Origin of the sequence: Bacteroides sp. BFG-606, assembly GCF_024788145.1 — a bacterium.
In the GTDB taxonomy this organism is placed as follows: domain Bacteria; phylum Bacteroidota; class Bacteroidia; order Bacteroidales; family Bacteroidaceae; genus Bacteroides; species Bacteroides vicugnae.
Genome location: NZ_JANUIL010000001.1, coordinates 2704608 through 2725441 on the forward strand (window position 1 = coordinate 2704608; position 20834 = coordinate 2725441).

Genomic DNA, 20834 nt, shown 5'->3' on the forward strand with positions numbered 1-20834 from the left:
AATGTAGTATCTTAGCAGCAAAATTGAAAACTTTATGCTAAGATGAAGAAATCCTTTTATTTATTACTGCTAATCACTCTATATAGCAGTATCAGCTTTGCTCAAAGCCTGAAATCTATATCTATTTTAGGCGATTCGTATTCAACATTTGAAGGATACCTGCAACCCGATACCAATAGCATTTGGTATTATGTTTCTCCGCGGCAGCAAACGGATGTAACTTCCGTAAAGCAGACCTGGTGGCATAAATTCATCAAAGAGAATAACTACCGTCTTTGTGTCAACAACTCTTTTTCCGGTGCAACAATTTGTAATACCGGTTATAATCAGGCTGATTATTCGGATCGTTCTTTTATTACCCGTATGGATAAGTTGGGATGTCCGGATATCATCTTTATTTTCGGTGCAACGAATGATTGTTGGGCCGGTTCACCGCTTGGGGATTACAAGTATGAAGGATGGACCAAGGAAGATTTATATACATTCCGTCCGGCCATGGCATATCTGCTCGACCACATGATTGATCGTTATCCTAATGTTGAGATCTATTTTCTGCTGAATTCAGGTTTAAAGGAAGAGTTTAATGAGTCGGTCAGAGCTATCTGTCATCACTATAATATTGATTGTATTGAACTGCATGATATTGATAAAAAGAGCGGTCATCCTTCGATAAAGGGGATGGAGCAGATTAGCGATCAGATTAAGATGTTTATGAAGAAGACGAAGTGAAAATACATCGGGAATTAAGATAATGATATTGCCACTTGCTACTCTTTGATTAGGAATACTATTTCAAAGAGTGTCAAGTGGCAATAAGTTTAGTTGTTTATCTTAATATCCCGGATTCTGCATTGCTTTCTTTTCTTCATTACTTAGTGCAGAACCATTTGAATTGGTGATACCATCCAGGAAGGCTTGAGGAATCGGACGATAGTAATGTTTCTCCGGTTTGAATTCACCAAGACCTCTGCTGACACCATCGTTGAATTTATGCCAACGTGCGTCTAATGTTTTGGTACGCGCCAGATCCTCCCAGCGTTGCAATTCGCCACAAAGCTCACGGGTACGTTCATTTAATAGGAAGCACATCATTTTGTCTGCATTGGATGTACAGCCCAGTTCGTTGTAGATAGGGGTGTCGACTGTAGAGTTATAAACATCTGCCACACTATTTAATTTCATTGTTGTTTTAGTAGAAGCAGTAGTCTCCTGTCCGATATTGTTTGACTCATAATAAGTGTTTTCTTCCCAGTAAATAGCACCTTCGGAAGAATGCCCGCCACCTTTTCCGGAACAATAAGGATTATTCTTATAAGCTTGTCCGCCATCTACATTCTTACTACGGTCTTCACCTGTTTCGTAACCGGCACGTTCACGCAGTTTATTTATCCATTCGATAGCTTTGTCGTAATTGGCTTCCCCTTTACGAATATACGCTTCGGCAACCATTAATACATCATCTGCCGAACGGGCGATGATGGCATCGCGAGTACCGAATTGAGATGCAATGGAAACACGGTAACCATCCCGGAATTTAGATAAAGCTACTGAACGCTTGTGAGGTATGATATCGTAATAATTGCCCGTTTTCTCATTTATATTCCAGCTGTGTTCCTGTCCTTTGAAATAGCGTACATATGTATATGTATTGCACATTTTTCCATCTTTCAGAACAGTATATGCCGGAGCGTTGGAATATTTCTCATATCGGTTGTCTCCCGGGTCATTAACGATGTATTTCATACCGAGTTCACCTCCACTAAAACGTTTGTCGCCTTCTTTTACACCTGCCGGGGCATATGGCATATCTTCTGCTGTCCAGGTGGGAGCACTTTTGGTCTCGTTGGCTCCATAACAGGTAATGAATGATTTCCAGAAACGAGAGTCATTGACACGGTCAAACACCTGCATAGTATATTCTGTGGCACTCACATATGAGAATTCACGTCCTCCGGAGATGTCGCGTTTACATCCACCTATATCATTACCTTGATATACGGCCGGATAATAAAGATGCATCTGATTTCCATAACGTCCCCATGTTGATTCGTCGTTAGAGAATTGAGCTGCCAGAACCACTTCACTTACTTTTTCATTGGCTCCGTTCGGCTGCTCATAGTCCCAAAGTTCTACATAGTCATTGCACAACGGATGTGCATCTACCACTTCCGAACCATATTGAATCACAGCATCAAGGTCGGATGCTACATAATTACTGTTCCAGTCACTGTACAATTCGGATGCCCGGAATAAATGCGCTTTTGCGAGGAAATGGGCGGCAGCGTATTTATTGATTCGTCCAATCGATTCACCTTTATCTGGAAGTAGTCTGTAGGCTTCTCCAAAATCTGATATAATCTGGGTGTATATTTCTTCAGCAGAATTTCGTGTGAAATATGTTTCCGCACTTGTGGACGGAACTAATTTTAACGGTACGCCACCAAATTGCTTCACTAATTCGAAATAAGCATAAGCCCTTAGAAAATACGCTTCTCCCAGACGTGTGTTATATGAGGGTGAACTTTGGTTATAATATTGAGGTATATTCTGGATTAATATGTTTGCGGGTTCAACCAGTCCGTAGTAATTGTCCCAGACAGGTTGGTTGGCATCTTTCTCAGATGAATTTAAATCTTGGCTATAGTGGTTCCATGCAGGGATAACATTGTTAGCATCGGTAAATTCATCCACTCCCATGTTGTAACACTGAATACCCCATATATAGTTGAATTTGAATTTTAGTTTCTGGTAGGCTCCAGTCACTAATTCATCAAGTCCTTCCTGTGTCTTAAAGCGGTCAGTACTATATTGAGTTGTTAAATTCTCATCAAGGAAAGATTCACTGCACGAAGTGATCGAACTTCCTGTTGCGCCGGCTATTAGAGCTGCAAATAATATTCTATTTAATTTCATAATGTCTTTACTTTAATTTGTTTATTAGAATCCAATGTTGACACCTATTACAAAACTCTTCAAAGTGGTAGGTGAGCCAAATGTCTTGGTGTTATTGTCATAGTTTACCAAGTCAGTATCCAAAAAGTCACATGCCTTATAGATATTGAATGGATTCATGGCTTGAACATACAACTTCAGATTATTGATACCCAAATTCTTTAATTGCTGTGGGGCAAAGTTATAACCCAATGAAATATTACGAACTTTGATGTATGAGCCATCCTGATAGTTCATTGCACTGTTAAAGGCATCGGCTCCTTCACCGTTAGAACCGGGTGAATAGTATTTTGCATTCTCATTGGTATCGGCCACCCAATAGTCTACTTTACGCTGCATATAGCGACCGTCAAGAGTAACGGCTCCCTGTGGAACTGTAAAACCCCAGCGTGATAGAATAAAGAAGGACAGTTCAAAATTCTTATAACTGAAAGTATTACTCCATCCACCTGTCCAGCGTGGACGTGTGTGCCCTACAATTTTCTTATCGTCATTAGCATCAATTTTGCCGTCATTATTTAAATCTTTCACTTTGATTTGTCCCGGTTTACGTCCATATTTGGCAGCTTCTTCAGCTTCTTCTGTTTTCCAGATGCCATCATATACCCAGTCGTAATAAACGCCGATTTCTTCACCGACAAACCATTTATTGTTCACATCTTCCGTTCTACCATTGGACAATTCGTCAATTCGGTTTCTGTCCATTGACCATGTTAAAGTAGTGCTCCAAGAAAAATCTTTTGTTTGTACAGGTATTGCATTTACTTGTAGGTCAATACCATATCCGGATGTTTTACCCACATTCGCATAAGTGGAAACATAACCCGTTAGCGAAGGAATTGACATTTCCAGTAACAAATCATCTGTTTTCGTTTTGTATGCATCGACACTACCGGTAAGTCGGTTATTAAAGAAACCATAGTCAATACCGACATTGTATTGTGTAGTTCTTTCCCAGCCTAGAGTCGGATTAGCCATTTTGGCGGGTTCCTTCTGTGAAGGATCTGAAGGTACATAACCCAGAGATGAGTCATTCTGTCCCCAGTTATAGTATAAACCTGTGATGGCACCTTTGGTTGCATATGCTTTGATTGCCGCATTACCTGTAACACCCATACCTACACGAAGTTTCAACTGATTCAGCCAACTGATGTCTTTCAGGAAATCTTCCTGATCCATTCTCCATGCGATAGCAGCAGAGGGGAAACTGGCCCATTTGTGTCCTTCGGCTAATTGAGAGGCACCGTCCCAACGCATAGATGCTGTTAGCAAGTACTTATCTTTATAACCATAATTCAGGCGAATCATATAAGAAGCCATTTGAGTTTCAGTCAGTCCTGTGCCGAAAGAGTTCAGTGTGCCGGCAGAGCCTATATTATACCAAAGCTCATCCGATGAGGCTACATTAGTGGCTCTCATATCTCCCATCTCGTAATGGTAGGCAGAAGCGGATTGCATCAATGTCATTCCCAAATTATGCTGTCCCAGAGACTTGTTGTAATAGATCAGGTTATCTAATGTCCATGCACGTTTTTGTTCGTTTTTATATTGTGCACCATTGTTACCGTCTCCATTAATACCATCAGCAGCGTTAGCAACTCCTAAGGTGTAGAATTGGAATTCAGGGCCAAACTGAAGACGATAGGACAAACCTTCCAATGGTTTCCAGATTTTACCGAAATCAATTTGTGAATACAAACTGGCAGAAGCGCGGAAAGTGCGGCGTTGATTAGTATTATAGTCCAATTCGCGAATAGGGTTGATGATATTTACATCACCACTCGGATAACGGACATATTCACCGTTTTCATCGTAAGGCACTGTCCAGGGGATCATACCTCTTAATGCACTATAGAAATCACCCGAACCGGTTACAGATTTTGAGAAACTGTATCCATAGTCTTGAGTTGAATACGATGCATTGATTGAAGACCCCATTTTGAACCAATCGACAGGAGTTACGTCAAATGAGGTTTTCAATGTATAGCGTTCGTATGCTTGTCCCGGTTGTGTACCTTTCTGGTCCAGATAGCCGAATGAGGCATAGCCTTGAAATTTGTCAGACCCTCCGGATGCGCTTAAGGTATGTTCGTGAGTGATCCCTGTTTGTTTGCCGTGAGAAGTCCAGTCGTATGAACCTACTAAAGATGGATCGTAAACTCCGTTTACCCATGCCTTCTCGATGTTCTGCCATGAAGAGGTTACACTGCCGAATGCAGCTTTATCTGCTTCATAAGTCGGAGTGGCGGAAGCATAAGATCCTGCATTGTATTTAGCTAAGCGGGCATAATCCAGCCATTCGGAGGCAGACATCATCTTTGTTACATCGTGTAGTGTTTCAAAAGTGACAGTACCGGAATAGTTCAGGGTTACCTTCCCTTCTTTTCCTTTTTTAGTAGTCACAAGAATGACACCATTGGCACCACGTGAACCATAAATTGCTGTGGCTGAAGCATCTTTCAGAATGTCAATAGATTCAATATCGGAAGGATTGATGTTTTCAATGCCTCCATTTTGAATGACCATACCGTCTACCACATACAACGGACCCTGTTCCGCATTAATGGAGCGTTGTCCACGGATATTAATGTTACCGACCTCTCCGGGACGTTGACTGGACGTGATATCTACACCGGCTGTTTTGCCTTGCATTCCTTCCAGTGCGTTTCTTACAGGCATTGCTTTCAGTTCTTTTTCTCCTACGCGAGCCATAGCACCGGTTACGTCACTTTTTTTCTGGACTCCATATCCTACAACTACTACTTCGTCTAAGGTTTCCGTATCTTCTTGAAGAGTAATTTGGAAGTTAGTATTTCCGGCCACGGATACTTCTTGTTTTTTATATCCTATATAAGTGATAGTGATTGTACCTTTCATTGGCACATTGGAAAGAGAAAACTTGCCATTTAAATCGGTAATTGTACCATTAGTAGTACCATTAACCAATACACTGGCACCAATAACCGGTTCTCCGGTGAAATCTGTAACTGTGCCCGAAATTGTCTTATTCTGGGCATAAGATTCTACTATTAAAAAAGAAAACAAAGTGAGGAGAAATAGCCGTCGGATAGTATCCTTATAGGCGTACAGGTGATTACCTTTTTTGTTGCTTTTCATACTTTAATTATTAAGTTATAAATATTGGTTTATATAGCCTTTATTGTTCATTTTCTTTTCGTCTTCTTTTGAGGACTTTTTATCTCTTGCTTTATTATATGGGGATATTCCTGTAATATAGGATTTTATAGAGGATTGGTAATGTAATGTATTATATAATATTTATATATTTACATAGTGTATTTATTGTTATTAAGTTAAACAAAAGTTAGATTCTCTTTTTAAAAGAAACTTTTTACATTCTACCTGTGAAAAAGTGTTGCAAACATAACGACTTAATCAAGATATAGCAATGCAGAATCGTACAAATGCATGGAAAATACCGTCTTTTGCACGATATTCCATGTTATGGGTGCGATTTTCGATTGGTGACCAATGACTATGAATCTTTTTGTTTCTATTTTATTGTATTGAAAATAGTAATTTATAAACCTAAAAAACGATATGGCGAATTTTTCAATTGTAATTGTTCCAACTAAAAAATTATCAAATGGCAGACATCGGATAAGGGTAGCAGTAGCCCACCATTCACAAACCAGATATATATCTACCCAGTTTACTTTGGATTCTGCCAACCAGTTAAAAAATGGTAGAGTAGTAAGGCATGAGAATGCTGCAAATATGAACATTTGTCTTCGAAGACTAATCAATGAGTATGAGGAAATTGTTACATCAATCAGCTATTTACCTGTAATCTCATGTACTGAGCTAATACGTATTATCACTTATGAACAAAAGAAAAAAGGAATCACTTTTCAAACTGTTGCGAAAGAGTATATGGATTTTATGAAAGGAAAAGAACGGGAGAAATCTTATAAACTCTACAAGATAGCTACAGAGAGATTCATTAAGTATATGAATGGAGATTTCCCTCTAATACAGTTGAGTCCTCTCCATATACAAGGATTTTCAAAAGCTCTCCGTAAAGAGAATCTGGCAGATACTACTATCAGGATATATTTGACTCTGATAAAAGTCGTATTGAATTATGCAGGTAAAATGAACTATGTAACTTATTCTATCCATCCTTTTGTTCTCTTTAAAATGCCTGCAAGTAATGTACGAGAACTCGATTTGTCAGTAGATGAATTAAAGAGAATACGAGACACTCGTTTTTTTAAACCTTCTCAATCTATAGTAAGAGATATTTTTATGCTTACTTATTATTTAGGTGGTATTAACTTGAGAGATTTGTTGGCATATAATTTTAAAGATAAAAAGTATATGAGATATATACGTCATAAAACACGTAATAGTAAAAAAGGAGAGAATGAAATTGCATTTACTCTACAACCCGAAGCAAAAGCTATCATAGATAAATATCTGACTAGAGACGGGTATTTAAAATTTGGAAAGTATTCATCTTATAGACAGATATACAGTTTGATTTTTCGACATATAGACAAGGTGGCACGACTTTCAGGGATAAGTAAAAAGGTTACTTACTATTCTGCTCGAAAGACATTTGCACAACATGGATATAATTTAGGAATCCAAATTGAGAAAATAGAGTATTGCATAGGGCACAGTATGAAAAACAATCGTCCTATATTCAATTATATCAAAATTATGCAAGAACATGCTGATAAAGTATTTAGGGAAATATTAAATCAGTTATTATAAAACGTTGATTCTTTTATGCCTCGTCTTGAGGCATTTCTTCTGTTTTCAAGTTTTTTCTCTATTGAAGATTCTTCAATAGCTGCCTCATTATTGTCTAACGGTAACTCTCTAATCCTAATAATGCTTTGATAAACAAGGCTTTCAAGTCAAAAGAGAATCTAACTTTTGTTTAACTTAATAATATAACTAATGAATATGGAAAACAACAAAAAAACATGCTCCATTTTTTTCAATTGTTGGCTGGAAAAGAATGCAGCCATTGTCTTTTTTACTTTACGACGATTTTACTAATCAACAAAAATATGTTTAACTTTAAAAAACATGGTATGAAAAAAAACTATGTCACAACTGCTGTTGCCTTACTACTTTTAGCAGGATGTAGCAACGATATTAAAGAAACTGATATTCAGTTTACCGGTGAGACGGGAGCAAAAGTTTCTTTTAGTGCAGTAATAAACAATCATGAGGCTAGCAATCTTGTTACAAGAGCTACGGAAACAAACTGGGAGGCAGAGGACTCGGTAGGAATCACTTGTGGTACGGAACAAGTGAATATTCATTACAAATACAAAGGCAATGGCCTTTTTACTGCAAAAGAAGGAAATGCAGAAGAAATTTGGGTGTTAGGTTCCGGAGAGTATGATGTAGTAGCATATGCTCCATTTTCTGGTACATCAGGTGAAGAACAACCTGTATTGGAAGTGACTACAGCCAGTGACAATCAAGCTACAGCAAAAGAACGTGCGAAGATAGACTTTCTTTTTGCCAAAGGGAAGGCTACATCACAAACCCCTAACGTGACATTAGCATTCAATCATGTGATGAGTCGTATTAGATTGGAGTTTCAAGCTGGCGAAGGGGTAGATTTGGCAGATATAACCTGTTATCTTATTGGGCTTAAGAATAATGGTACATTTAATCCTAAAACAGGGGAGACAACAGTAAGTGAAGATCCTGTTACGGACAAAGATGATATTTATTGGGATAAAATAGGAGAGCAGGATAATTATACAGTACAAGCTATTTTACTGCCACAGAAGGTGCAAGGCAAGGTAACTATCCAAGCTAGAATGAACGGTTATCTTTATGAAGCCGAGTTTGCTAACCTGACAGAATTGAAATCGGGATTTTCTTATAATTATATCATCAAGACAAATAAATACGAGGACAATAATTATGTGTTGACAATTACAGAACAAACGCAAATAATAGGATGGGAAGATGAGAACCACGATCCTATAACATCCGACCCTAGTATAGCTGAAACTGGAACAGAGATAACCAACCCTAGTTGGAATATTACAGAAGAAACCGTAACTCCACAGCCTATTGTGAAGTGATCTGTTTACCAATCTAGTATAGACAAAAAATGCTAAAAATATAAACATGAGATTTATGAAAGTATATAATTATATATCAATGCTTTTTCTGGCTGGCGCAGTCATAGTTGCGTCTTGCTCGCAAAATGAAGAACTCACCGGAGAAACGCCGGATTCTTTGCAGGGATTTCAGATTAGTGTGTCTGATGAAGGATTTATGGACGAAAGTGGTAAGACACGTGCTACAGAGAATGGATATACTACCCGATTTTCTAACGGAGATGCTATCGGTATATTTGCGGTAAGAGGAGAAACAGTGGTAGAGGATATCAAGAATCGGAAATTCACACTGACAGATGGCTATTGGGAATTGACTGATGGAGGGGATCCTATTGAATACAAAGGTTCACAATTTCAGCGGATGACTTTTTATGCATACTATCCGTATAATGCAAATGTAACTTTTGATCCGACTAAGGTAGATCCTTTTGAAACGTATGTCAACAATTGGAAAATTGGCGAAGAACAAAATGAAGGAAATTATACACAATATGATTTGATGACGAGTACAGGTAGTGTTCAGGGGGGATCGTTTGAAAGGACAGATCGCTTTTACTATGCAACATCGGATGGCTCTTGCTGTTGTGAAGATGCCTAATTTGACATATAGCTTTACAAATGGCGGTATAGATGATTATTTATTACCATTAACTGCCGGTTCGTTTACTGTGAACAATACTCAAGCAACTCCTTATTATCAGGAAAGTACAAATACATACCGTTTTTTGGTTAATCCGAATAAGGAATTCTCTATAAAGGGTACTTATGCAGGCGTACGTGAAATGGAATATGAAGCTAAAGGTACTCTGGAAGGGGGAACAGCGAAGATGTATACTATCGAAGATAAGAGTAAGATTAACCATACTTTGCAGGTAGGGGATTATTTTTGTGCGGACGGAAAAATAGTTTCTGTGGATGCGGAGACGGTGCCGGAGAATGTGATTGGTATTGTTTGTTATGTGGGTAATTCACAGCCCAGTGTAACACATCCCGAACTTTATTCTGCTGAGATTGATGCTTTGCGTCGTGACTTTCCCGCTTGTACGCATGGAATAGTACTATCTATAAAGAATTCATTGGTAAAAGATGATGAACAAAACGATATTGCCTTGCAAATGTTTCATTCCAGTAAGGCAGGTTATTACTCTGATTGGTTTAATTCAGATGAAGATTGGAAAGATAAGTTTGTAGGCTGTAACACCGAGAAGGATGCTAACAAAAATGATGCTTCAAAGGTTTTTCCCGCATTGATGGGGTATAATAACACAAAAATACTCACTATGTGTTACGAAGGAATGGGTAGTACCTCTACTTGTGATTATGTTTATGACTACATCATGGCTTATCGTAAAGCAGAAGCCGTTCCTTCTGGTGTAACTCCTTGGTATCTACCTTCTGTGATGTGCTGGGATCAGGTTGCCAAGAATATGAGTGGCATTAATAGTAGTCTTCAGAAAGTAAATGGTGATAAGATGGTCACTTCTGATCTACCTGTAAATAACAAGGCTGCTGGGCACTATTGGAGTAGTACACAGCGTTCTGCAGTCAATCAATGGACACACAGCATGGGAAATGGAAGCTTTCACGTCACTTGCGAACGTGCTTCATGCGCCGGCTATTTCCGTATGATGCTCGCATTCTAAAATAAACATGACGGTATATAAAGTCCGTCAACTATACTTATATCATGAACATATACATATATGAATAAGAAAAACTTTATAAAGGGGACAACCTTACCTGTCGCTCTGTTTTTCACTATAGCAACTTTTGCACCTGCATGGGGATTGCAAACAGCTTCGGCAGCCGTCGAAGTTGTACAGCAGCAAAGTACTATAAAAGGAACAGTAGTAGATAGCCAAGGAGAACCGATAATTGGAGCAAGTGTACTTGCGGAAGGAACATCTAACGGTACAATTACCGATATTGACGGTGTATTTAGAATAAATGTACGTCCCGGTACGAAACTGAAAGTATCTTTTATAGGTTATACCGATAAAAAAGTCGTAGCAAAGAATGACATGAAAGTCATTTTGGTAGAGGATGTGACTGCTCTTGAGGAGGTGGAAATTGTAGCCTATGGTACCCAGAAGAAAGTGACCATGACAGGAGCTATCGCTAGTGTGAAAGGAGAAGAATTGACCCGTGTATCTGTAGGTTCGGTTTCCAATGTATTAGGAGGGCAGATGACAGGTTTGACTACTGTGCAATATTCTGGTGAGCCGGGAGCGGATGCCGCTGAAATTTTTATTCGTGGTAAAGCTACTTGGGAGAATTCTTCACCGTTAATTCAGGTAGACGGTGTGGATCGTGAAAGTATGAGTGATATCGACCCGAATGAAATTGAATCCATTTCTATCTTGAAAGATGCTTCGGCAACAGCCGTATTTGGTATTCGTGGAGCAAATGGGGTCATTCTGATTACAACTAAACGAGGAAAGGAAGGAAAGGCGAAAATTTCGTTTACTACTTCTGCTTCTGTGTTGATGCCTACAAAAATGGTAGAACAGGCAAGTTCTTATGATTATGCCCGTTTTCATAATCAAATGATGTCCGGTGATGGTAAATCTGCCTTATTTAGTGATGATGTGATTCAAAAATTTGCGGATGGTTCCGATCCTATTCGTTTCCCCAATATACAATGGGCTGACTATATTATGAAAAGCTCTACGCTTCAGAGCCAGCATAACTTGAATATCTCGGGAGGAACAGATAAAGTACGTTATTTTATCTCTGCAGGTGCCTATACGCAAGGAGGACTTTTTAGTGAATTTGATCTTCCTTATAATTTAAGCTACCAGTACCGTCGGTTCAACTATCGTACAAACTTGGATATGGATGTCACTAAAACGACTACTTTGTCATTCAATATTAGTGGTAATGTGAATAATTCAGATCAACCACGTACCAGTCAGGGATCTTCCGGATTGATTAAAAATATGTATTATGCTACTCCTTTCTCCAGTCCGGGAATCATAGACGGGAAATTGGTAAATTCGAGCGATGAAACTTATTCAGACGGACTGAAATTACCATTTACAGGAGGCACTGGTATGGGATATTATGGAAATGGATTCAGCCAGACCAGCAATAATTCGCTGAATGTGGATGTGATTCTGGACCAGAAAATGGACTTTTTGACTAAAGGACTTTCTTTTAAAGTGAAGGGATCTTATAACAGCTCGTTTACAGTAAATAAAGTTGGTTCTGGCGGGTCTATCGCTACATACACTCCTGTATTGATGGATGACGGTAGTATTGCTTATCGTAAGTTTGGAGAAAATACAGATGTGAAGTATTCGTATACTACAGGCAAAGCACGTAATTGGTATATGGAAGCCAGCTTTAATTATAATCGTACTTTTGGTGATCATACAGTGACAGCCTTGGTTTTGTATAATCAACAGAAAGAATATTATCCGAAAGTATATTCGGACATTCCTCATGGATATGTCGGATTAGTCGGACGTGTCACTTATGATTGGAAGAGTCGCTATATGGCAGAGTTTAATGTGGGTTATAACGGTTCGGAAAACTTTGCGTCCGATTTGCGCTTTTCTTATTTCCCGGCTGGTTCTATAGGTTGGGTGATGAGTGAAGAGAAGTTTTTCCGTCCTTTGAAATCGGTGGTTAGCTTTTTGAAATTACGTGCCAGTGTCGGTTTAGTAGGTAACGATAATATTGGGGGATCGCGGTTTATGTATATGGCTGATCCATATAATGTCGGTTTAGGTGATTTGGCTAACCGTGTAACAGCAAGTGGAGGAGCGACTAACGCTTGGGGATATGGGTTTGGAGTAGATAATGGTACTGTTAGTCTGGGTGCGCGTGAGGTAGCTAAGAATAATGCTGCTGTGACATGGGAAAAAGCCCTGAAGCGGAACTATGGTGTTGATATTAATTTCCTTGACGACCGTCTGAAAGCAACCTTTGAATATTATAAAGAACGTCGTAATGATATCCTTTTGCGTGATGGTACAGCTCCGGGAATGTTGGGGTTCATTACTCCATATTCAAATTTAGGAAGTGTAGACAGTTGGGGTTGGGAACTTTCTTTAAAATGGAACGATAAGATTGGTGATAATTTCCGTTATTGGGCGGGTATTAACCTTTCTTATAATCAGAATGAGATTCTTGAAAAGAAGGAAGCCCCGCAGAATAATTTATATCAATACCAGAAAGGACACCGTATCGGTTCGCGTAGCCAATATGTTTTCTGGCGCTTCTATGATGAGGAGACACCTGCTTTATATGAACAGACATTTAATCGTCCGTTCCCCACTCACGAGAGTATTCTTCAAAATGGAGATGCAGTATATGTTGACTTGAATGGTGACCGTAAGATTGATGCAAATGATGCAAGTTATGACTATGGCTTTACAGACGATCCTGAATATATGCTAGGTATTAATTTAGGATTCAGTTGGAAGAATCTGGAAATAAGTACTCAATGGACAGGGGCCTGGAACGTAAGTCGTATGATTTCGGATGTATTTCGTCAGCCGTTTTATTCATCTTCCAATAGCGAGCAGGGAGGATTGTTGGCATATCATTTGGACCACACATGGACACCGGAAAATCCGTCACAATCTTCGGAGTATCCGAGAGCTACCATTGATAATGCGAAGAATAACTATGCTACCTCCACTTTATATGAGAAAGATGCAAAATACTTGCGTTTGAAAACTCTTCAGGTGGCATACAATTTTCACTTCCCATTGATGAAGAAACTTGGACTGAATACATGTCAGTTGGCTTTTGCGGGATATAATTTGTGGACTATAACACCTTATTTGTGGGGTGATCCGGAGGCAAGAGCTACTAATGCACCTTCTTATCCATTGTCCAAGACTTATACGTTGAGCTTGAAATTAGGATTCTAAAATAGATAAAGGAAAGATACAATGAAATTACAAAATAAATGGTTCATCGGTGCGATGTTGGGAGCGGCGGTTTGTTTGGTTTCCACTTCATGTGTGGACGAAATTAAATTCGGAAACTCTTTTTTGGATAAGGCACCGGGCGGAAATGCTACTATTGACACAGTGTTCAATAGTGCTGAATATACGCGCCAATTTTTGAATACCTGCTACAGTAGACAGTATTACGGATTACCTTATAATACAGACAGTAACGGTAATATTCCTGATTCTTCCAGCCCTTATTTAGGAAAGAAGGATGCGCTAACAGACTGCTGGTCACTTTATTTTAGTGATGCGACTGTATATCAGCAGTATTATTTGGGTTCTCTCAATGCCAACTATGGCACGCGTGGTAATATCTTCCCATATACACGGGAAATGGTATGGGAAGTAGTGCGTTGGTGTTGGTTGTTAATGGAAAACATAGATAGAGTACCGGGCATGGATGACGCTGAAAAAACACAGTTGGTGGCAGAAGCTAAATGTCTGATTGCGGCGCGTTATTTTGATATGTTCCGTCATTATGGAGGTCTTCCATTATTATACGCTTCATTCACCGGTACGGAGTCAGGTTATGAAATCCCCCGTGCTACGGTAGAGGAGACTGTTAACTATATGATAAAGATGTTGGATGATGCTATCAATTCCGGTGGATTGGTGTGGGCTTATGCTGATGCCGATCTTGCTAGCAAGGCCGGACACTGGACAAAGGCCGGTGCTATGGCATTGAAGTGCAAAATCTGGCAATTTGCCGCTTCTCCGTTGTTTAATGATGTCAACGGATATGCAGGAGGAAATTCAGAGGCTGAACAGCAACGTCTGGTATGGTATGGCGGTTATCATGCAGAACTTTGGGATAACTGTTTGAAGGCTTGTGAAGCATTCTTTAAAGAGCTGGAGAGTCAAGGCGGGTATAATCTGAATAAGGCTTCGGAAGAAACACCAGAGCAGTATCGTCAGGCATATCGTATGGGATATATTCGTCAGAACAGCAAGGAGGTCTTGCATTCTGTTCGCACGAATATGTCAGACGCTTTCAATTCAAGTTCTTATATGTGGCATTCCTGGGCTGTTCCGTCACTTTGCCGTACTGAATATCCGCCTACACAGGAATATGTGGAGATGTTCCCATGGGCCGACGGCACTCCATTTGACTGGAAAAAGGCAGAAACAGAAGGTAAGTTGGATGAAATGTTCTTGACCGGAACATTTAAAAATGGAGAACAACTTTTGTCGGAAATTGTATTAACCCGTGACCCTCGTCTGTATGAGCATTGCATGGTGAATGGATTACCAAAGATGTTAGACTGGAGTGCCGGAACGATGTCCGGTTTACCTTACGAATTGTGGGTCGGAGGATACGATGAAGGACAAAATGCAGCACTTGAATCAGGTAACTATGCGACTGGTTATAAAAATATGAAATATTATTTGGGAACAGAGTATCAACGTCAGTATACGCATTGGGTATATCTTCGTTTGTCTGACATTTATTTGACCTATGCAGAGGCCTTGCTTCAAGCCAAGAATGATTACCGAGGCGCTATTAATCAAATGAATATAGTACGTGCCCGCGTGGGATTAAAGAAAGATTTGGCGGAGTGTGTTACAGATAAGAATTTACTTTCTGACAAAGCTGCCTTATTGGAAGAATTGCTGTGTGAACGTGTTCGGGAATTGGGGCTTGAAGATAGCCGTTACTTTGATCTTATCCGTTACAAACGTGCCGATCGTTTCGAGAAGCGCCTGCACGGGTTACTCGCCTATCGTTTGGATGATATTGGTAATCGTATAACAGGGAATGCTAAATGGAATGAAGGAGATAAAAACAAAGGAGCATTGCAGCCTACTCGTTTTGAATATGAAAGGTTTGAATTATCCAAGCCGGTTCGTCGGTGGTGGACATACGGATTTGATTCTAAATGGTATCTTTCTCCATTCCCGCAAACGGAAATTAACAAAGGATATGGACTAATTCAGAATCCGGGTTGGTAATGTGAGACAGCGAAATAGATTAAAACAATATTGAATATTGATTTATATGAGAAAAAATAAGATTCTGATATTGGCTTTACTGGTTTGTTTGAGCATTCCGGTCAGAGCACAGAATACAGACAACAACATTATAGGTATTGTTGTTGATAAATCGGGAAATCCAGTCTATGGAGCGTCCGTTAATGTGGAAGGTGGCGCAGTGGAGACTCGGGTTGAAACTGATAAAGACGGTAAATTCGAGATTGCGGTCGAGAAAGGACAACGCTTGAGTGTCGTTTCTGTCGACAAAGGCTCTACCACCGTTGTGGCAAAGACTGATGGTCCGATGACCATTGTGATGGGATATGCAGCTCAGACTATTGATGTGGGAGCTAACCGGACATTTAATCGTCATGAATCAACGGCAGCAGTTTCTACCACATATAATGAAGAGTTTAATAAGCGGTCTTCCCGGAATATATCCAATTCTCTATATGGATATGGATTGGGCCTTACTACTTTGCAGAATGCGGCTAGTACCGGGCTAATGGCAGATCCTACCTTCTATGTGCGTGGTTTGCAGAGCTTGTCAAGTAGTACACCGCTCGTGTTGGTTGACGGTTTGGAACGAGACATGAGTTTGGTAAGTCCGGAAGAAGTAGAATCCGTTTCCATCCTGAAAGATGCCGCGGCTGTGGCATTGTACGGATACAAAGGAGTGAACGGTGCGATCTTGATAACGACGAAGCGTGGTAAGTACAAAACAAAAGAGATAACGTTTACGTATGATCATATAATTAACACTCAGTCTCGACGTCCGGAATTTGTAGATGCGGCTACGTATGCTTCTGCAGTGAATGAAGCGCGTGGATATGAAGGTTTGGGAGCTCGATATACTCAGGAAGAAGTCGATGCTTTTCGTAATGGAGTAGGCAGTGGTGGGGCTTCCCGTATGTACCCTTATCTTTATCCTAATGTGAACTGGATTGATGAAACTTTTAAAGACAGAGGAGTTTCTAATAAATATACGATCGAATTCCGAGGAGGAGGGGCAAAGTTCCGCTACTATACTATGGCGAATTTATTAACAGACAAAGGTTTTATCAAAACCCCGAATGCAAATGACGGATATTCTACACAGAATATGTATTCGCGTGCTAATTTGCGTACGAATCTGGATATTGATTTAACAGCTACTACCAAATTAAAGTTGAACCTTCTCGGTACATTGTCCGAATCCCGACTTCCGGGAGCTTCGGTTAACTTATGGGATATGATTTATTCGGTTCCTTCTGCAGCTTTTCCGGTTCGTACGGAAGATGGCAGTTGGGGAGGAAGCACTACTTGGGCGGGGACGTCGAATCCAGTCGCACAATCGCAGGGAGCTTCTTATTCTAAAGGACATTCTCGTAGTTTGTTTGCCGACCTTACCTTGTCACAAGATTTGTCTGGTTTGCTGAAAGGATTGGGAGCTAATTTTCGTTTAGCTTATGACAACTATTCCAATATTCTGGAAGACCATAGCAAGACTTATAAGTATGCCGGTTATGCAACAAGCTGGACAACTAACGGTCCGTTTTATACTGCTGTTTCTGGTGGCGAATCCAGTGAAATGGGTTCGGGTGCGGGGATTGACAATTGGGCACGCCAATTTAACTTTGCAGGTAGTGTCGATTACAATCGTTCGTTCAAAAAGTGGGATGTGTATTCTCAATTGAAATGGGAGTATGAATATCGTGATTCTTACGGTCTGAACACTACTATCTATCGGCAAAATGTTTCTTGGTATAATCATGTAGGCTTCTCTAATCGCTACTATTTGGATCTGGCATTGGTAGGTTCGGCCTCTAGTTTATTGGCACCGGGACATAAATGGTCTTTCTCTCCTACCATTTCTGCTGCTTGGGTGCTTTCGGAAGAAAAATGGTTGAAAGAGGTGTCTTGGGTGAATTTCTTGAAATTGCGTGCTTCATTTGGCGTGATCAATGTTGATTATCTGCCTAAAGACGGAGACGACACCGTTTACGATTATTGGGACCAGATTTATACGACTACCGGTACACAATATAAGTTTAACAGTAGTTATGACTCCGAATTCGGGAGCACTATTATCGGCCGTTTGGCAACTGCTAATTCGACACATGAGAAAGCGTATAAATATAATGTTGGTATTGATGCTGTGTTGTTCAATGGACTGAACGTGACGGCAGAAGGCTATTATCAACGGAGAAAAGATATTTGGGTATCTTCCGAAGGTAAATATACCAATGTATTGGGAGTGGATGCTCCGTTCGAGAATGCCGGGATCGTTGATAGTTATGGCATGGAACTAGGGCTTAACTATACGAAACGGTTAGGAGATGTAGTGTTCAACCTTGGCGGTAATTTTGCTTGGAATAAGAATGAAATTAAGGAGCAACTGGAAGAACCGCGTTTATATGATAATCTAGTGCAAACAGGAAATCGGTTGGGACAGGTGTATGGAATGATAGCTGAAGGTTTCTTCAAAGATGAAGAGGATATAGCAAACAGTCTTACGCAAAACTTTAGTACGGTAGTGCCGGGAGACATAAAATATAAAGATGTGAATGGAGACGGAATCATTGATGCCAATGATAAAACGGCTATCGGTTATAGTACGACAGCCCCGGAAATTTATTATTCTTTCCATTTGGGAGCGGAATGGAAAGGGATTGGAGTAGATGTAATGTTCCAGGGGACAGGTAACTATTCTGCTATATTGAATACGAAGAGTATGTTTTGGCCGTTGATAAATAATACGACACTTTCTACTCATTATTATGAGAATCGTTGGACACCGGAAAATCAAAATGCCAAATATCCTCGTTTGAGTTCACAGAGTAATGCCAATAACTATCAGGCTAATACGGTTTGGTTGGCAGACCGGTCATTTTTGAAGTTACGTAATGCGGAGGTGTATTACAGATTTCCGAAAGAATTGATGAAGAAGACTAAGATATTAGGGAGTGCCAAGTTATATGTCAGAGGAACAGACTTGTTCTGTTCAGATCATATTGATGTGGCAGATCCGGAATGTTATGGTGTAGCGACTCCGCTGAATAAGAGTGTAGTAGTCGGTGTTACGATTGGTTTTTAATCATAAAAACAAAGCGAAAGAATGAAACTGAAAAACATTATCTACGGAATGATGTGTGTAGCCACACTTGGTTCCTGCTCAGATAAGATGGAATATCATGAGTACAATAACTATGATGAGGATTTTGTGAAGCTCAACTTCGGTAATGTGGGAGGGCTGATAACAAATATCTATTTGTCCATGGATGTGGACTTTGGAAATTATAGCGGGGCAATTCTTGGTTCTGCTACAGATGAGTCCGAATATGCTTATACGGGAAACCAGATTGAAGACTTTTACAATGGCTCTTGGAGTCCGTCGAATGCTAAAAGTAGCATATGGACGTCCTGTTATGAAGGGATAGCCAATTGTAATTTATATCTGGAGAAGTTTACCGGACTGACATTTCCCGAGTTGGCTTTGAACAGTGATTATGCACAACAGATGTTCCGATATACCAATTACCAGTATGAGGTGCGTTTCCTTCGTGCCTATTTCTACTTTAACTTGGTACGGCAATATGGAGATGTGCCGTTTAGTGACCATATATTAACGGCCGAAGAATCGAATACATTATCGCGCAGACCGGCACAGGAGATTTTTGATTATATCATAGCCGAATGTGATGATATAAAGGATAAGATTATTGTCGATTACAGTAAACTGGGGGATATGGCATTACCTAGTAGCCCGGCGGAAACTGGACGTGCCAACCGTAAAACGGTATTGGCCTTGAAAGCTCGTGCAGCATTGTATGCGGCAAGTCCTTTGTTTAACCCGACTGATGATAAAGAGCTGTGGTATCGTGCAGCTAAAGCCAATAAGGAAATCTTGGATGATAGTAATGGGTTTGCTGAAAAGGCAAAACTCTTAGTGGATGATTATTCGTCACTTTGGAGTAAGGACAGTTACAATGACGCTACTAGTGAATTGATTTTTCTCCGTCGTGCCACTACTACCACTAATTCTTTTGAGGGATATAACTTCCCGGTCGGGTTGGAAAATTGTAAAGGTGGAAACTGTCCCACGCAGACATTGGTAGATGCGTATGAGATGAAGGATACAGGGATGCGTCCGGACGAGTTGGATAACTACGATCCTACTAATCCCTATTATACCAACCGTGACCCTCGTTTCTATCTGACTATTGCCAAGAATGGAGACGAAAAGTGGCCTAACTGGAATACTGTTCCTCTGCAAACTTATCAGGGCGGACTAAATGCGGAACCTTTGAGTGGCGGTACTCCGACAGGCTATTACCTGAAGAAGTATTGTCAGACGGCAGTGGACTTGCGTGCCGGTACAGCTTCAAAGACCTACCATTCATGGATTACGTTCCGTTTTGGGGAGTTCTATTTGAATTATGCGGAGGCTGTATATAAGTATCTGGGGAGTCCGTATGCAACGGATAGTGAATTTACGACTTCGGCTGTAGATGCTATCAAAGTAGTTCGTACGCGTGCCGAAATGCCGGGATTCCCTCAAGGGATGGCCAATGATGCTTTCTGGAAGAAATATCAGAATGAACGTATGGTAGAATTAGCTTTTGAAGGACATCGTTTTTGGGATGTACGCCGTTGGAAGGAGGGTGACAAACATTTCAAGAACATTGTTGAAATGAAGATTACGAAGAATGGGGATGATACTTATACGTATGAACGTAAGGTAAAAGAAAGAGGTTGGGATGATAAGATGTATTTCTTCCCGATTCCGCAGAGTGAAAAATCGAAGAATCCTAATTTGGAGCAGAATCCGGGGTGGTAACCTAAT

9 protein-coding genes and 1 pseudogene are annotated in these 20834 nt (G+C 40.1%); 8 read left to right on the forward strand and 2 right to left on the reverse strand.

The window, feature by feature from the left end:
- Positions 1-42: 42 nt before the first annotated feature.
- Positions 43-729: an SGNH/GDSL hydrolase family protein gene (locus NXV01_RS09585; RefSeq protein WP_009000444.1), complete on the forward strand. Its 687-nt coding sequence runs from the start codon at positions 43-45 to the stop codon at positions 727-729.
- A 102-nt stretch (positions 730-831) separates the two neighbouring features.
- Here the strand turns inward: NXV01_RS09585 and NXV01_RS09590 are convergent, their stop codons facing one another.
- A complete protein-coding gene (locus tag NXV01_RS09590) occupies positions 832-2913 on the reverse strand; it encodes a RagB/SusD family nutrient uptake outer membrane protein (protein WP_259022269.1) in 2082 nt (693 codons plus the stop codon).
- Between the two features lie 24 nt (positions 2914-2937).
- A complete protein-coding gene (locus NXV01_RS09595) occupies positions 2938-6069 on the reverse strand; it encodes a TonB-dependent receptor (protein ID WP_259022270.1) in 3132 nt (1043 codons plus the stop codon).
- A gap of 444 nt (positions 6070-6513) precedes the next feature.
- Here NXV01_RS09595 and NXV01_RS09600 point away from each other — a divergent pair, with 444 nt between their 5' ends.
- The 7 genes and pseudogenes from NXV01_RS09600 to NXV01_RS09630 all read left to right on the forward strand — a co-directional run bounded on the left by NXV01_RS09600 (position 6514) and on the right by NXV01_RS09630 (position 20828).
- Positions 6514-7692, forward strand: a complete 1179-nt coding sequence (locus NXV01_RS09600; protein ID WP_259011378.1) for a site-specific integrase — start codon at positions 6514-6516, stop codon at positions 7690-7692.
- 326 nt (positions 7693-8018) lie between these two features.
- Entirely contained in the window at positions 8019-9032 is a 1014-nt protein-coding gene (locus tag NXV01_RS09605; protein WP_217721979.1) for a fimbrillin family protein, read from the forward strand.
- 55 nt (positions 9033-9087) lie between these two features.
- Positions 9088-10714, forward strand: a pseudogene (locus NXV01_RS09610) (fimbrillin family protein).
- Positions 10715-10774: 60 nt separating this feature from the next.
- Positions 10775-13954, forward strand: a complete 3180-nt coding sequence (locus NXV01_RS09615) for a TonB-dependent receptor (protein ID WP_217721976.1) — start codon at positions 10775-10777, stop codon at positions 13952-13954.
- 21 nt (positions 13955-13975) lie between these two features.
- The gene (locus NXV01_RS09620) at positions 13976-15988 is read left to right on the forward strand and encodes a RagB/SusD family nutrient uptake outer membrane protein (RefSeq protein ID WP_259022271.1); all 2013 of its coding nucleotides are present in this window, start codon (positions 13976-13978) and stop codon (positions 15986-15988) included.
- Positions 15989-16034: 46 nt separating this feature from the next.
- Positions 16035-19085: a SusC/RagA family TonB-linked outer membrane protein gene (locus NXV01_RS09625; RefSeq protein ID WP_259022272.1), complete on the forward strand. Its 3051-nt coding sequence runs from the start codon at positions 16035-16037 to the stop codon at positions 19083-19085.
- 21 nt (positions 19086-19106) lie between these two features.
- Complete coding sequence (locus NXV01_RS09630) at positions 19107-20828, forward strand: RagB/SusD family nutrient uptake outer membrane protein (protein WP_259022273.1); 1722 nt, start codon at positions 19107-19109, stop codon at positions 20826-20828.
- Positions 20829-20834: the final 6 nt, after the last annotated feature.

Bases quoted from the DNA above. Each gene is read 5' to 3' on its own strand.
- NXV01_RS09585 (WP_009000444.1), top strand. From the start codon at position 43: ATGAAGAAATCCTTTTATTTATTACTGCTAATCACTCTATATAGCAGT.
- NXV01_RS09615 (WP_217721976.1), top strand. From the start codon at position 10,775: ATGAATAAGAAAAACTTTATAAAGGGGACAACCTTACCTGTCGCTCTG.
- NXV01_RS09620 (WP_259022271.1), top strand. From the start codon at position 13,976: ATGAAATTACAAAATAAATGGTTCATCGGTGCGATGTTGGGAGCGGCG.
- NXV01_RS09595 (WP_259022270.1), bottom strand. From the start codon at position 6,069: ATGAAAAGCAACAAAAAAGGTAATCACCTGTACGCCTATAAGGATACT.
- NXV01_RS09590 (WP_259022269.1), bottom strand. From the start codon at position 2,913: ATGAAATTAAATAGAATATTATTTGCAGCTCTAATAGCCGGCGCAACA.
- NXV01_RS09605 (WP_217721979.1), top strand. From the start codon at position 8,019: ATGAAAAAAAACTATGTCACAACTGCTGTTGCCTTACTACTTTTAGCA.
- NXV01_RS09630 (WP_259022273.1), top strand. From the start codon at position 19,107: ATGAAACTGAAAAACATTATCTACGGAATGATGTGTGTAGCCACACTT.
- NXV01_RS09600 (WP_259011378.1), top strand. From the start codon at position 6,514: ATGGCGAATTTTTCAATTGTAATTGTTCCAACTAAAAAATTATCAAAT.
- NXV01_RS09625 (WP_259022272.1), top strand. From the start codon at position 16,035: ATGAGAAAAAATAAGATTCTGATATTGGCTTTACTGGTTTGTTTGAGC.